This is a genomic window from Citrobacter sp. C5_2 (assembly GCF_014596845.2).
In the GTDB taxonomy this organism is placed as follows: domain Bacteria; phylum Pseudomonadota; class Gammaproteobacteria; order Enterobacterales; family Enterobacteriaceae; genus Citrobacter; species Citrobacter werkmanii.
The window spans coordinates 2,232,686-2,246,708 of the sequence record NZ_CP115032.1 but is presented as its reverse complement, the minus strand read 5'-3'; the positions used below and the strand labels follow the sequence as shown (position 1 = coordinate 2,246,708).

The 14,023-nt window shown below is 54.0% G+C and carries 13 protein-coding genes; 6 read left to right on the top strand and 7 right to left on the bottom strand.

What is annotated here, in order from left to right; genetic code table 11:
- On the top strand, window positions 1–267 hold the full coding sequence (minE, locus tag ICA20_RS10955) for a cell division topological specificity factor MinE (RefSeq protein ID WP_003833739.1): 267 nt from the start codon (window positions 1–3) through the stop codon (window positions 265–267).
- An 86-nt stretch (window positions 268–353) separates the two neighbouring features.
- Here the strand turns inward: minE and ICA20_RS10950 are convergent, their stop codons facing one another.
- Window positions 354–1,271 (bottom strand): LysR family transcriptional regulator, encoded by a 918-nt coding sequence (locus ICA20_RS10950; RefSeq protein WP_038641248.1) that lies wholly within the window; start codon window positions 1,269–1,271, stop codon window positions 354–356.
- A gap of 103 nt (window positions 1,272–1,374) precedes the next feature.
- Between ICA20_RS10950 and ICA20_RS10945 the strand changes: the two genes are divergently transcribed.
- A complete protein-coding gene (locus tag ICA20_RS10945) occupies window positions 1,375–2,460 on the top strand; it encodes a tartrate dehydrogenase (protein WP_038641251.1) in 1,086 nt (361 codons plus the stop codon).
- Between the two features lie 864 nt (window positions 2,461–3,324).
- On the opposite strand, the gene rnd is transcribed toward ICA20_RS10945, so the two are convergent.
- The 5 genes from rnd to ICA20_RS10920 all read right to left on the bottom strand — a co-directional run bounded on the left by rnd (window position 3,325) and on the right by ICA20_RS10920 (window position 9,759).
- Window positions 3,325–4,440, bottom strand: a complete 1,116-nt coding sequence (gene rnd, locus ICA20_RS10940) for a ribonuclease D (protein WP_038641255.1) — start codon at window positions 4,438–4,440, stop codon at window positions 3,325–3,327.
- A gap of 84 nt (window positions 4,441–4,524) precedes the next feature.
- Window positions 4,525–6,210 carry a long-chain-fatty-acid--CoA ligase FadD gene (gene fadD, locus ICA20_RS10935; RefSeq protein ID WP_123261005.1) on the bottom strand — a complete coding sequence of 562 codons (1,686 nt, stop codon included), beginning with the start codon at window positions 6,208–6,210 and terminating at the stop codon, window positions 4,525–4,527.
- 204 nt (window positions 6,211–6,414) lie between these two features.
- The gene (locus tag ICA20_RS10930) at window positions 6,415–6,999 is read right to left on the bottom strand and encodes a Slp family lipoprotein (protein WP_038641259.1); all 585 of its coding nucleotides are present in this window, start codon (window positions 6,997–6,999) and stop codon (window positions 6,415–6,417) included.
- Between the two features lie 95 nt (window positions 7,000–7,094).
- Window positions 7,095–7,790 carry a tRNA (adenosine(37)-N6)-threonylcarbamoyltransferase complex dimerization subunit type 1 TsaB gene (gene tsaB, locus ICA20_RS10925; RefSeq protein ID WP_038641261.1) on the bottom strand — a complete coding sequence of 232 codons (696 nt, stop codon included), beginning with the start codon at window positions 7,788–7,790 and terminating at the stop codon, window positions 7,095–7,097.
- Window positions 7,791–7,848: 58 nt separating this feature from the next.
- Entirely contained in the window at window positions 7,849–9,759 is a 1,911-nt protein-coding gene (locus ICA20_RS10920; protein WP_038641263.1) for an ATP-dependent DNA helicase, read from the bottom strand.
- Window positions 9,760–9,899: 140 nt separating this feature from the next.
- Here ICA20_RS10920 and ICA20_RS10915 point away from each other — a divergent pair, with 140 nt between their 5' ends.
- Window positions 9,900–10,244 (top strand): RidA family protein, encoded by a 345-nt coding sequence (locus ICA20_RS10915; RefSeq protein ID WP_038641265.1) that lies wholly within the window; start codon window positions 9,900–9,902, stop codon window positions 10,242–10,244.
- Window positions 10,245–10,250: 6 nt separating this feature from the next.
- Here the strand turns inward: ICA20_RS10915 and ICA20_RS10910 are convergent, their stop codons facing one another.
- Window positions 10,251–10,430 carry a YoaH family protein gene (locus ICA20_RS10910; protein WP_003020986.1) on the bottom strand — a complete coding sequence of 60 codons (180 nt, stop codon included), beginning with the start codon at window positions 10,428–10,430 and terminating at the stop codon, window positions 10,251–10,253.
- Window positions 10,431–10,513: 83 nt separating this feature from the next.
- Between ICA20_RS10910 and pabB the strand changes: the two genes are divergently transcribed.
- The 3 genes from pabB to sdaA all read left to right on the top strand — a co-directional run bounded on the left by pabB (window position 10,514) and on the right by sdaA (window position 14,005).
- Window positions 10,514–11,875: an aminodeoxychorismate synthase component 1 gene (pabB, locus tag ICA20_RS10905; RefSeq protein ID WP_038641267.1), complete on the top strand. Its 1,362-nt coding sequence runs from the start codon at window positions 10,514–10,516 to the stop codon at window positions 11,873–11,875.
- A gap of 3 nt (window positions 11,876–11,878) precedes the next feature.
- On the top strand, window positions 11,879–12,457 hold the full coding sequence (locus ICA20_RS10900; protein ID WP_038641269.1) for a CoA pyrophosphatase: 579 nt from the start codon (window positions 11,879–11,881) through the stop codon (window positions 12,455–12,457).
- Window positions 12,458–12,640: 183 nt separating this feature from the next.
- The gene (sdaA, locus tag ICA20_RS10895; RefSeq protein WP_038641271.1) at window positions 12,641–14,005 is read left to right on the top strand and encodes an L-serine ammonia-lyase; all 1,365 of its coding nucleotides are present in this window, start codon (window positions 12,641–12,643) and stop codon (window positions 14,003–14,005) included.
- The last annotated feature ends 18 nt before the right edge of the window (window positions 14,006–14,023 follow it).

Genomic DNA, 14,023 nt, shown 5'->3' with positions numbered 1-14,023 from the left:
ATGGCATTACTGGATTTTTTTCTCTCGCGGAAAAAGAGCACAGCGAACATCGCTAAAGAGCGACTGCAGATTATTGTTGCGGAACGTCGTCGTAGTGACGCCGAGCCACATTATTTACCGCAGTTAAGGAAGGATATTCTCGACGTTATCTGCAAGTATGTACAAATTGATCCAGAAATGGTCACCGTACAGCTTGAACAAAAAGACGGCGATATTTCGATCCTCGAGCTGAACGTAACATTACCTGAAGCAGAAGAGTCTAAATAACCTTTTGTGTAAATGCGTCATGGTTGCAAAAAAGGCAGATTATTCTGCCTTTTTTAATTTTCGTCCTTTGCCAATCTGCAACACATTTATTCCAACGTAAACTTCGGGTAGTTTTCGGCAAAATAGCGGCGCAAATACTCAACGGTAATACGGATTTTTGCCGACGTCGCCAGGCGCGAAACATAAACCGCCCAAATATTTGCTGGTTGATAATACTCAGGCAATATGTGTATCAGATGTCCGCTGGCAATGTTGCCACAGACATCCCACCACGAACGCAGAGCAATTCCCTGGCCGTCAAGACACCATTGATGCACCACTTCGCCATGATTAGATGACAGAGGTCCGGTCACTTTAATTGAGTGAGTCCCCTCTTTATTGCGCATTTGCCAGATACCAAACGGATGGTCACGCTCTTTAATGACCAGGCAGGGAAAAGTAGAGAGATCGTTCAGTTGCTTCGGCATTCCATGCTGCGCCACAAACTCCGGCGAGGCGCAAAGAATGCGATAGTTAGTTGCCAGTTTACGGGCAATCAGATTAGGTGCGATATCATCCCCGATACGAATATCGAGATCGACGCCCTCATTCACCAGATCCACCAGACGGTCTTCAACATCGAACCTCAGCTCGAGCTGCGGGTACTCTTTCGCCAGCGCAGACAACGCAGGAGCCACCACCCGGCGGCCAAAACCAAAACTGCTGATAATACGTAACATCCCTTGCGGGATCTGCCTGACATCGGACAGCTCGTCCATCATCTGATCGACATCATGCAGGATCCGCTGCGCCCATTCGTATATCCGCTCCCCCTCTTCCGTGATGGTCACCCGCCGTGTTGTCCGGTGTAATAGCACCACGTTCAGCGTCTGCTCCAGGAGGGCTACACGCTTACTGATATAAGCCGGTGATACACCCAACTCTTCGGCGACGGCGGCAAAACCCGCGCGGCGCGCAACCAGCATAAAGACGCGCAAATCATTTAACAGCGGCAGATTATTCATGATCTGTGTTTTATGTTTCACCAGTTAGGGGGATTATCTATCGTTCAGTCAATTATAGGATGAGGGGAAAGTCAATTTTGATGGCGTACAAGTGAGAGCTGCTATGAAGAAAACCTATCGTATTGCCGCTATCCCCGGAGATGGCATTGGTAAAGAAGTCCTGCCTGAAGGCATTCATGTGTTACAGGCAGCCGCCGAACGCTGGGGCCTGTCGCTTAGCTTTGAACAAATAGAGTGGGCCAGTTGCGAATACTACGCCCATCACGGCAAGATGATGCCGGATGACTGGCGTGAACAGCTGCAATCCTTCGATGCTATCTATTTTGGCGCCGTGGGCTGGCCGGACACCGTCCCGGACCACATCTCACTCTGGGGTTCACTGCTTAAGTTTCGCCGCGAATTCGATCAGTACGTTAACCTGCGCCCGGTGCGGCTGTTTCCCGGTGTCCCTTGTCCGCTGGCGGGCAAACAGCCGGGTGACATTGATTTCTACGTCGTGCGTGAGAACACCGAGGGGGAGTACTCTTCCCTCGGCGGACGTGTGAGCGAAGGTAGCGAACACGAGATGGTGATCCAGGAGTCGGTTTTCACCCGTCGTGGTGTCGACCGTATATTGCGTTACGCCTTTGAACTGGCGCAAAGCCGCCCGCGCAAAACGCTAACTTCAGCGACTAAATCAAACGGTCTTGCCATCAGCATGCCTTACTGGGATGAGCGCGTCGAAGCGATGGCGGCCAACTATCCCGGGATCCGCTGGGATAAACAGCATATTGATATTCTCTGCGCCCGCTTTGTGATGCAGCCGGAACGTTTTGACGTCGTGGTCGCTTCCAATCTGTTTGGCGATATTCTCTCCGATCTCGGTCCGGCCTGTACCGGTACAATTGGCATTGCGCCATCTGCCAACTTAAACCCGGAACGCACCTTCCCGTCCCTGTTCGAGCCGGTACACGGTTCAGCCCCTGATATCTACGGTAAAAATATCGCCAACCCAATCGCGACAATCTGGGCTGGCGCGATGATGCTCGACTTCCTTGGTCACGGTGATGCCAACTATAAGGCCGCCCACGACGGCATTCTGGCGGCAATTGAGCAAGTTATTGCCAGCGGCCCGAAAACACCAGATATGAAAGGTAACGCCACCACACAGCAGGTTGGTGAGGCCATTAGTCGGGCACTGCGCAGTTAACCTTCATGTCATTAAAAACGGGAGCACCCGGCTCTAATACCGATCAGTTAAGCATGTATGGAGAATATGTGATTCTTACTCAGGATTCCGTTCACCTCAGCACTGTCATTTCTTGAAACGCAGTTACCCGTGAACGGGCAAGGGAGGTTCACCGTCTCCTCCCTTGCAACCCAGGCTCCCGGCGGGAAAATCGTCGCTGTGCGATTATTCGCCCCATCCCTGGGGCTCACCCCTTCGGGGCCAGCGCAAGCGCTGTTCAAAATTGCTCCCGGCAATTTTGTCATTCGTCTTATGCCATCTGCCTGTCGGGTCGGGGTCGAGCCTGCCTCCATGCAGGCCGTCCCCTCTGTCCGCATCCCTGCGGACAGCCCCGGTCAGCTGTCAACGCCTCATCGATTTTAAGCCGGACATGGGTCATCGCTTCGACGCTCTGACTTCCAGTTAAATCTGTTTTGCTGTTCAGATACATTCAAATAAAAATACAGGTGATCAGGTGTGGCTGGTCCGGCTGAAAATTGCCGACGTGTTTCCGTAAGGCCGGGAGAGCCAGCATGGATGCTGGCTCAGGGCGCGCTTTGCAGGGACGCTACCTCGCGCCCGGCCCGGTAGCCTGAAGGAATAAGCAGAGGGAACCGCGGAGCGGCAATTTTCCCGCCGGGAGTCGGGATTGTAAAGGGCGTGGCGGAGAACGCCCTTTACACGCTCACAGGAATCAGTGTCTCAGAGAAACGATGAACATGAGGTGAACGGAACCCTTTCTCTGATATTGCATGTTCATTACTTCCGCTAATACTGGTTGATGCTTTCTGATACTGAGACGCTAACTGACTAGCATTAAAGCACTCGGCTCCCGTTTTAGCTTGCTTACTGCGGATACTCCAACAGCAGCGCGTTAAGACGCTCAGCCATCAGTTCGCCACGCCAGCCGGAAATCAGCTCAGGCAGGGATTGCTGCGGCTTTAATTTCCAGTGCCAGTTGAGCAACTGGTTGATCTGGCGACGTGAAGCCAGCAGCTCGACGCTGAGATTTTGCTCCGCACTGACTTCGGCAACCAGCGCCTTAATGGCTTTGAACGCCTTGCGGTAGCCTGGCATATCCATCAAATTCAGTAGCGGTTGCGGCAGCGACGCCTCCGGTAAAGCCTGCGCTTTCTCGACAAGGGAAATCAGCGTCTTGCCGTGGAAGCGAATTTCGCTGCCGGAAAGACCCAGGCTGTCCAGTTCGCCCAGACTACCCGGCATATAACGCGCCACCGCCCATAAGTGTTCTTCACGCACCACGAAGTTTACCGCCAGATCGCGCTCGCGCGCTTTACGCAGTCGCCAGTCGGCAAGCAGTTGCAGACAGGCCAACTGACGGGTGCGCAGTTGCCAGGCGTTGGTGATCTCACGCCAGGCATCCTCGGGTGCCAGAATCTCCTGGCGACGCTGCTGCATTAAGCGACATTCGTCCAGCGCGGCGGGCAGCCAGCCGCTGGCTTCGGTTTCAGCCATCAGCGTTGTGGTGATCGGTAACAAATACCAGACGTCAGCCGCCGCGTATTCACACTGACGCTCGGTCAGCGGCCTGGCCAGCCAGTCGGTACGGGATTCGCTTTTGTCCAGGGCTATGCCGGTAAACTCTTCCACCATCGCGGCAAACCCCCACGACAGCGGACGACCGCAAAAAGCGGCGAGGATTTGCGTGTCAATCAACGGCTGAGGGAGTTCACCAAAGGCATTGAGAAACACCTCCAGATCTTCACTACCGGCATGCAGAAACTTGGTTATCGCCGTATCACGTAAAATATCGCGTAGTGGTGACCAGTCAGTGATCCCCTGTGGGTCAATCAGAGCAACGTGTTTGCCATCAAACAGCTGGATCAACCCCAACTGCGGATAATAGGTACGCGTGCGAACAAATTCGGTATCCAGGGCTATCGCCGGAAATTCACGGACGGCTTCGCACAGCGTGGCCAACGCGTCGTCCGTAGTGATCATTTGATAATTCAAATCGTGCTCTCTTAGGTTTACGCCAAAAAAAACGCCGGATTACCCGGCGTTTTCTGCTGGCTGACTTAACGCTCAGCCTTTATTGTCCACTTTGGCACGTGCTTCGTCACGTAATTCTCGTCGCAAAATCTTTCCAACGTTAGATTTTGGCAACTCATCACGAAACTCCACCAGCTTCGGTACTTTATAGCCCGTCAGATGGCGACGACAAAAAGTGACCAGCGCCTCTTCGGTTAACGAGGCATCTTTCTTCACCACGAAGATTTTCACCGCCTCACCGCTGCTGCCCGATGGAACGCCAACCGCAGCGACTTCCTGTACGCCAGAATGTTGCATCACCACGTCTTCAATTTCATTCGGATAAACGTTAAAGCCGGACACCAGGATCATATCTTTCTTACGATCGACAATCCGCAGGAAGCCTTCATCATCCATCACCGCAATATCGCCAGTGTGCAACCAGCCGTCTTTGACGATTTCATCAGTCGCATCCGGTCGCTGCCAGTAACCCAGCATCACCTGCGGACCTTTCACGCACAGTTCGCCCGGCTCTCCCGGCGGCACTTCGTTATCGTCGTCATCCACCAGCTTGACCTCGGTGGAAGGAACCGGTAAACCGATACTGCCGCTGTGGTAGTCGATATCGTGAGGGTTGACGCTTACCAGCGGAGCGCACTCCGTCAGGCCATAGCCTTCCAGCAGATACTGACCCGTCAGCTTCACCCAACGCTCAGCCACCGCCTGTTGAACCGGCATGCCGCCGCCTGCAGAAAGATGCAGTGAGGAGAAATCCAGTTGCTGGAACTCTTTGTTATTCAGCAGCGCGTTAAACAGCGTGTTAACGCCAGTCATCGCGGTGAAGGGGTATTTCGCCAGCTCTTTGACCAGTCCCGGAATATCGCGCGGATTCGTAATCAGCAGGTTTTGACCGCCCAGCTCAATAAACAGCAGGCAGTTCATTGTCAGCGCGAAAATGTGATACAGCGGTAAGGCCGTTACCACCAGCTCTTTACCCGGATGCAGCAACGGTCCGTAGGTGGCGTTAACCTGCTCAAGGTTAGCCAGCATGTTGCGGTGCGTGAGCATCGCGCCTTTCGCCACACCGGTTGTCCCACCGGTATATTGCAGAAACGCCAAATCTTCCGACACCACTTCAGGCTTCACATACTGCATGCGATAACCGTTTTGCAGCGCACTGCGAAACGAGATGGCATCCGGCAGGTGATATTTTGGCACCAGGCGCTTAATGTACTTCACGACAAAGTTAACCAGCGTCCCTTTGGCGGTAGAAAGTTGATCGCCCATACGCGTCAGGATCACGTGTTGCACCGACGTTTTATCGACCACCTTTTCCAGCGTGTGAGCAAAGTTAGACACGATGACAATCGCCGACGCGCCGCTGTCATTGAGCTGGTGTTCCAGCTCGCGAGGCGTGTACAGGGGGTTCACGTTCACGACGATCATGCCAGCACGTAAAATCCCAAACAGGGCGACCGGATATTGCAGCAGGTTCGGCATCATCAGCGCGACGCGATCGCCCTTTTTCAGCCCGAGCCCTTGTTGCAAATAGGCCGCAAACGCCCGGCTGCGCTCTTCAAGCTTGCGGAAGGTCATCACCTCCCCCATGTTTACAAACGCGGGCTGATCGGCATAGCGCCTTACTGAGTGTTCAAAGAGTTCCACCAGGGATTGATAACGGTCAGGATTGATCTCCGCAGGAACACCAGCGGGATAACGGTTAAGCCAAACCTTTTTCAATACATCACCTCTAAAATGCATATTTGTCGTCATCACAACCCCAGGCAATAAACAAACTGTTAACATAATATTAACTCAGCGTACCAGTTTGTTTATTACACAACGACAAGGTTGCGAAGCACGTCACTATTTATTTTTCTTATATCCACATTAATGCAGAAACAGCGGACGAGCCGCTGTTTCTTTCACTAATAAAACAAAGAGTTACTCAGTTACTATGGTCTGAACCTGTGCCGGACCGGGATTGTACCATCCCCATCCGCCGTAGCCACCGTAAGGCCAGCCACGCGCGCCGTAGAACCAGGGGTCGATCGGCTGAGGCGGCATAACAATCTGCTGAGTAATATGCCAGCGTTTATAACCGGTTACCTGCATCAGCATGAATTTATACGGCGTACTGCCAATTTTTCCGTCCACTGTTCCGCTAATCGGACCGACGACGGTAACCAGTTGACCACGAAAATCCACCGGGTCGAGAAAGCCGTTTACATCGGCAAAAATTCGTCCGCGAGAGGCTTCGCCCAGCACGGGGCGCGCCCCGCTATCGAGAGGAACCGTGGCAATTTCCAGACGGGATTTCCCCTGCTGGTTCTGAATATCCACCACTTTGCCGCCGAAACGCGCTTCCTGTCCGACATAAAGCTGCGGCGCATTCATCACCCGCACCAGATCCTGCTGTGGCGTAGGGCTTGAGCCTTTAATCGCATCCGGGATGGTAACGCAGCCGCTTAGCATTAACGCCAATACGCCTGCCAACACACCTTTCACTACCTGCTTTTGCACCGCCATATTGCGACTCCCTCTTCTTAGCGCCTGCCCCGAAAAATTCACCGATGCGGGTCACTGACGACTGCGCGAATTAACCGGGGATGTACTACTAAGATTCATTCTTTACCGGGAAGTTTCTTCCACGCCACGGTGTTACGTAAATAAACCGGTTCAGCATGTTCAACGGCCACGGTCTTACCTGCAGCCAGCAATTGCGTGGCGACAGGCAGCATGTCTTCAGCCGCCGGCAGCAGAACAGCGCCATCGCTCAGCGTCAGGCCGCTGTCTTTACCCAGTTCAGGCCAGGCAGGCCAGCCCGTTCCGACAGTGACCCATTCGCCAGACAGTTGCAGCAAGCGTTCATGTACTTGTTCAGGCGTTAACACGGCTTCGGTTTCTTCACCGCGCCAGATGCCATTTTCATCACGCTGGTATTCGGCCCAGTAAACCTCGCCCATTCGCGCATCAATCGCCGCCAGCACGCGGGTGGCGCCAGACTTACGCCAGGCCCCCTGCGCCATGGTCGCCAGGGTAGAGACGCCGATCATCGGTAAATTCGCGCCTAACGCCAACCCCTGAGCAATGCCAATCCCGATACGTACGCCGGTGAAACTGCCTGGGCCGCGACCAAACGCCAGGGCGTCGATATCGGATAAGGCTAATTCGCCAGCGGCCAGGATCTCCTGGACCATCGGTAAAATTCGTTGGGTATGTTCTCGTGGGCAAAGCTCGAAATGAGCTTTGATAGTACCGTCATTCCACAGGGCAACAGAGCACGCCTCTGTGGCGGTATCGATAGCCAGAATTCGCATGGGTGTTTGTGATCAGATCAATAAATTTGGCGCGCATCTTACCACACTCCGTAACAAATTACTCAGTCGATGGTATGGCAAGAAAACGGACAGCACGCGCAATGTCACGCGTGCGCGGCGCAGGCGGAAGACTCGCCAGGAAGGTAGCGCCGTAGGGTCGCATCACCAGGCGGTTGTCGCAAATGACCAGCACGCCGCGATCGTCTGCGTCACGAATCAGTCGTCCTACCCCCTGTTTCAGGGTGATTACCGCATCCGGGAGTTGAACCTCGTCGAAGGGATCGCCGCCGCGCAGGCGACAGTCTTCCATCCGGGCTTTTAACAGCGGGTCATCCGGCGAAGTGAACGGCAATTTATCGATAATGACCAGCGACAGTGTATCGCCACGCACGTCTACCCCTTCCCAGAAGCTGCTGGTAGCAACCAGTAACGCATTACCTGCGCTGACAAACTGCTGTAACAGTTGCCCTTTACTGGTTTCGCCCTGCAACAGGACCGGCAGCGTCATGGTGGCGCGGAATTGTTCTGCCAGATCGCGCATCATCGCGTGTGAGGTACACAGCATAAAGCAGCGACCGTTGTTTGCTTCAATAATGGGACGCAGCATTGACGCTAACTGGCGCGCGGCTCCCGGCTGGTTGGTTTGCGGGAGATTACGCGGCACGCAGAGCAGCGCCTGACGCGTGTAATCAAAAGGGCTCGGCAATAGCATCGACTCGGCGTCATCTATGCCCAGCCGCGCGGTGAAATGATGAAGGTCATCATTTACCGACAGCGTCGCGGAGGTAAAAATCCAACAGCCCGGCTTTTGTTCCATCACTTCTTTGAATTTATCCGCCACGGTGAGCGGCGTCAGCGCAAGAGTGAAATGGCGGGAGGTGCATTCATACCAATAGCTGAAGCCTGGCTGGTTAATCTCTTTCAGGCGCTTCAAACGGGCGCGATAAAGCGTGGCACGCTCAAACGCAGCATCCAACAACGCCGAACGTCCAAGAGACAGTTTCGCCACGTCGTAACACAGCTCCAGCGTGTCATCGAGCAACAAAAACGCGCGCTGTACACGCTGGTCAGCCAGCAGTTCGCGCAGATTGCCGCGATAGCCCGGCTCGCCAAGTTGCAGGCGGAAGTCCTGCGCGCTTTGCGCCAGGCGATCGGCGCACTTCTGCAACTGCTGAGTGTCTTTCAGCTCGGTGCGATAGGCAATGGTGATGTCTTTCGCCAGGTCTAACAACTGACGACTGGAGAGCGATTGACCAAAGTACTGGCTGGCGATATCCGGTAACTGATGCGCTTCATCGAAGATCATCACTTCAGCTTCGGGGATCAGTTCGCCAAACCCGCTCTCTTTCACCACCATATCAGCGAGAAACAGATGGTGGTTGACCACAACCACATCTGCCTCCATCGCTTTTTTACGCGCTTTAACGACAAAACACTCTTTGTACAGCGGGCAGTCGCTGCCCAGACAATTGTCGTTGGTGCTGGTGACCAGCGGCCAGGCCTGAGAATCTTCCGCCACGCTGACGCAGGTACTGATGTCGCCATCAAGGGTTTGATTTGACCAGGAGCGCAGCAGAATGACGTCGCTTAAGGTTTGTACCGGCAGGTCGCCGCCCGCCAGCGCCTGCTGTTCAAGGCGTTCCAGACACAGATAGTTGGAGCGCCCTTTCAGCAGCGCCAGTTTGCCGGTGAATTCCAGCGCCTTTGCGACGGTCGGGAGATCGCGGCTATAAAGCTGATCCTGCAATGCTTTCGAACCGGTAGAGACGATGACCTTTTTACCCGCACGCAACGCAGGTGCCAGATAAGCGTAGGTTTTACCCGTTCCGGTTCCGGCTTCTACAACAAGCGGCTGTGATTTTTCAATGGCATGGCTAACGGCGAAGGCCATCTGCCGCTGTGGTTCACGCGGTTTAAAACCCGGTATCGCTTTAGCCAATTGACCGTCTGCTGCAAAATCGTCCGTCACACTGCCCCCTGTTCATTTGAACAGGGATTATGTCAGGCCAGCGGGTCTTTCGCCAGTTGAAGAGGTGACGTAGGCACAACATTATGGCAGTCTTGGCGCAACCTGAAGCCATTATGAAAAACGTAAATGAGGAATGATTTATGACAATTGTGCGCATTGATGCCGAAGCGCGTTGGTCCGACGTGGTTATCCATAACAACACGTTGTATTACACCGGTGTACCGGAAAACCTGGATGCAGACGCCTTTGAACAAACGGTGAATACGCTGGCGCAAATTGACGCAGTTCTGGAAAAACAGGGCAGCAACAAGTCACGTATTCTTGATGCCACCCTTTTTCTGGCAGATAAAAGTGACTTTGCCGCGATGAACAAAGCCTGGGACGCGTGGGTCGTTGCCGGTCACGCGCCGGTACGTTGTACGGTCCAGGCCGGGTTGATGAACCCGAAATACAAAGTAGAGATCAAGATTATCGCTGCGGTGTAAGAGACGTTACTCGTCTTCATCTTCGAAACGCGCCACGATCCGCTCGCCGGTATGGCTGGCGCGTAACTCTTCAGCAACCAGAGCAATCGCTTGTCCGCTGCTCATCCCTTGCGACATCAGTTCCTGAATACGCTCGACTGCTTTTTGCTGCTGCTCATGACTGAGTGAAGGTAAACCTGCAAACATTGTTAACTCCTGCTAAATTGTCTGCGCTAATTATTTCATGCTACCGGGCGGTTAGCCAGTAGAGTAGCAACGAGTCAGGACAGATGAAGACGTTATCTCCCGCAGTAATCACATTACCCTGGCGTCAGGACGCCGCTGAACGCTATTTTTCGACCTTAAGCCATCTCCCCTGGGCGATGCTGTTGCATTCGGGTCATGCTGACCATCCACATAACCGTTTTGATATTCTGGTGGCGGATCCCGTCGCCACGCTGGTTACGCGCGCAGAAGAAACCGTTGTCTATGACGGACACGCAACTGTACGCACGCTTGATGACCCAATGACGGTATTACATTCAGCGCTCAGCGCACGGGGGATTCACCCGAGCTATCACCCCAATCTGCCGTTTCAGGGCGGCGCGTTAGGTCTGTTTGGCTACGATCTTGGCAGAAGATTTGAATTGCTGCCCACGATTGCCACTCGCGATATTGCTCTGCCGGATATGGCCGTCGGCATTTACGACTGGGCGCTGATTGTCGATCATCAGCTGCAGACCGTATCCCTGCTCAGCCATACCGATGTCGAAGCGCGGCTGCAATGGCTCAACGCGCAACAATCATCAAAACGTGAGCCATTTACATTAACCTCGGCGTGGCAGTCCAATATGAGCCGTGCCCAGTACGGCGAAAAATTCCGCCAGGTCCAGAGTTATCTGCACAGCGGCGACTGTTATCAGGTCAACCTTGCTCAACGTTTTCAGGCGCATTATCAGGGCGATGAGTGGCAGGCATTTGTACGACTCAATCACGCTAATCGTGCGCCGTTTAGCGCGTTCATTCGTCTTGAGGAAGGCGCAATCCTCAGCCTTTCACCCGAACGGTTTATTCTGTTGGAAAACCAGCACATCCAGACGCGTCCTATTAAAGGGACGCTGCCAAGACGTGAAGAGGCTGATGCCGATCGTGAGCAGGCCCAACTGCTGGCGAACTCACCGAAGGATCGTGCGGAAAACCTGATGATCGTCGATTTAATGCGCAATGACATCGGTCGCGTTGCCGTGCCGGGTTCGGTACAGGTTCCGGAGCTGTTTGTAGTCGAGCCGTTCCCTGCCGTTCATCATTTAGTCAGCACCATTACCGCACGTTTGCCGGAATCTTTGCACGCTACCGACCTGCTGCGCGCCGCCTTCCCCGGCGGCTCCATTACCGGCGCGCCGAAAGTGCGGGCGATGGAAATTATAGATGAGCTGGAGCCGCACCGACGTAATGCCTGGTGTGGCAGCATTGGTTACCTGAGCTTTTGCGGCAATATGGACACCAGCATCACCATTCGCACACTGACGACGACGGGCGGACAGATTTACTGTTCAGCCGGTGGTGGCATTGTGGCGGACAGTCAGGAAGACGCGGAGTATCAGGAAACATTTGATAAAGTGAATCGTATTTTGCACCAACTGGAGAACTGACACGTGGAATACAGCAGCCTGACGCTTGATGATTTTTTATCGCGCTTCCAACTCCTGCGCCCGCAGGTCAACCATGCCGCGTTAAACCAGCGCCAGGCAGCCGTGCTGATCCCCGTCGTCCGCCGACCACAGCCGGGGCTGCTGCTAACCCAGCGATCCGTTCATCTACGCAAACATGCCGGCCAGGTCGCCTTTCCCGGCGGCGCGGTGGACAGCACCGATGCCTCGTTGATCGCCGCAGCCCTTCGCGAGGCGCATGAAGAAGTCGCCATTCCGCCGTCATGCGTTGAGGTGATCGGCGTCCTGCCGCCGGTCGACAGCGTCACCGGTTTTCAGGTTACCCCGGTCGTCGGCATTATCCCGCCTAATCTGCCGTATCGCGCCAGTGAAGATGAGGTTTCCGCGGTGTTTGAAATGCCGCTGGCGCAGGCGTTACATTTGGGGCGTTACCATCCGCTCGATATTTATCGTCGCGGTGATTCTCATCGCGTGTGGCTTTCGTGGTATGAGCAATATTTCGTCTGGGGAATGACCGCCGGGATAATTCGTGAGCTGGCTCTGCAAATTGGCGTCAAGCCCTGACTATACTTATCTTTACGCACGCCATAGACAACTTGAAACTCAGGTCGCAACATTAGTAAAACCGCGGTTATCTATTAGTTTAATTCATGTGAATAGTTAAGCCGATCGCCGCGTTCCCTCTTACACTATGCGCAGTTATAACATCGTTACTGGAAAGCCCAGTCGCCCTGTAGGAGTATTATCGTGATTAGTCTATTCGACATGTTTAAGGTGGGGATTGGTCCCTCATCTTCCCATACCGTAGGGCCTATGAAGGCGGGTAAACAGTTCGTCGATGACCTGGTCGAAAAAGGATTACTGGACAGCGTTACTCGTGTTGCCGTCGACGTATATGGTTCACTGTCGCTCACGGGTAAAGGTCACCACACCGATATCGCCATTATTATGGGTCTGGCGGGCAACGAGCCTGCTACCGTAAACATTGACAGCATTCCCGGATTTATCCGCGATGTAGAAGCGCGTGGACGCCTGTTGCTTGCACAGGGTCAGCACGAAGTGGATTTCCCGCAGAATGATGGAATGCGTTTTCATAACGGCAACCTGCCGCTGCATGAAAACGGCATGCAGATCCATGCGTATAATGGCGAAACCGTCATTTACAGCAAAACGTACTACTCAATCGGCGGTGGGTTCATCGTTGATGAAGAACATTTTGGTCAGGATACCGCCAATGAGGTCAGCGTACCTTATCCGTTCAAATCCGCCACTGAAATGCTGGAATACTGCAACAGCACCGGCCTGTCCCTCTCTGGCATGGTGATGCAGAACGAACTTGCTCTGCACAGCAAAAAAGAGATTGAAGAGTACTTTGGCAACGTCTGGCAAACCATGCAGGCCTGTATCGATCGTGGGATGAACACCGAAGGCGTCCTGCCTGGGCCGCTGCGCGTTCCGCGTCGCGCCTCTGCCCTGCGTCGTATGTTGGTCTCCAGCGACAAGCTCTCCAACGATCCGATGAACGTGATCGACTGGGTGAACATGTTTGCGCTGGCCGTTAACGAAGAAAACGCCGCGGGTGGTCGCGTTGTCACAGCGCCAACTAACGGTGCCTGCGGTATCGTGCCTGCGGTCCTGGCCTATTACGATCATTTCATTGAGTCCGTCAGCCCGGATATCTACACCCGCTATTTCCTGGCGGCCGGTGCAATTGGCGCACTGTACAAAATGAATGCATCTATCTCCGGTGCTGAAGTCGGCTGTCAGGGTGAAGTTGGCGTGGCTTGTTCTATGGCGGCTGCCGGTCTGGCTGAGCTACTGGGTGCAAGTCCTGAACAGGTGTGTGTTGCGGCAGAAATCGGTATGGAGCATAACCTCGGTTTAACCTGTGACCCGGTTGCCGGTCAGGTTCAGGTTCCGTGCATCGAACGTAACGCCATTGCTTCCGTAAAAGCTATTAATGCCGCACGCATGGCAATGCGCCGAACCAGTGCGCCACGCGTTTCGCTGGATAAAGTCATTGAGACCATGTACGAAACGGGTAAAGACATGAACGCCAAATACCGCGAAACGTCACGTGGTGGTCTGGCAATCAAAGTTCAGTGTGACTAATACTTAATTTTCGCCCAT

What these genes read in the sequence shown, in the direction of transcription:
- ICA20_RS10910 (WP_003020986.1), bottom strand. Translation starts at nt 10,430, where the DNA reads ATGTTTGCAGGTTTACCTTCACTCAGTCATGAGCAGCAGCAAAAAGCA.
- tsaB (WP_038641261.1), bottom strand. Translation starts at nt 7,790, where the DNA reads ATGCGAATTCTGGCTATCGATACCGCCACAGAGGCGTGCTCTGTTGCC.
- ICA20_RS10930 (WP_038641259.1), bottom strand. Translation starts at nt 6,999, where the DNA reads ATGGCGGTGCAAAAGCAGGTAGTGAAAGGTGTGTTGGCAGGCGTATTG.
- rnd (WP_038641255.1), bottom strand. Translation starts at nt 4,440, where the DNA reads ATGATCACTACGGACGACGCGTTGGCCACGCTGTGCGAAGCCGTCCGT.
- ICA20_RS10915 (WP_038641265.1), top strand. Translation starts at nt 9,900, where the DNA reads ATGACAATTGTGCGCATTGATGCCGAAGCGCGTTGGTCCGACGTGGTT.
- ICA20_RS10945 (WP_038641251.1), top strand. Translation starts at nt 1,375, where the DNA reads ATGAAGAAAACCTATCGTATTGCCGCTATCCCCGGAGATGGCATTGGT.
- pabB (WP_038641267.1), top strand. Translation starts at nt 10,514, where the DNA reads ATGAAGACGTTATCTCCCGCAGTAATCACATTACCCTGGCGTCAGGAC.
- minE (WP_003833739.1), top strand. Translation starts at nt 1, where the DNA reads ATGGCATTACTGGATTTTTTTCTCTCGCGGAAAAAGAGCACAGCGAAC.
- ICA20_RS10950 (WP_038641248.1), bottom strand. Translation starts at nt 1,271, where the DNA reads ATGAATAATCTGCCGCTGTTAAATGATTTGCGCGTCTTTATGCTGGTT.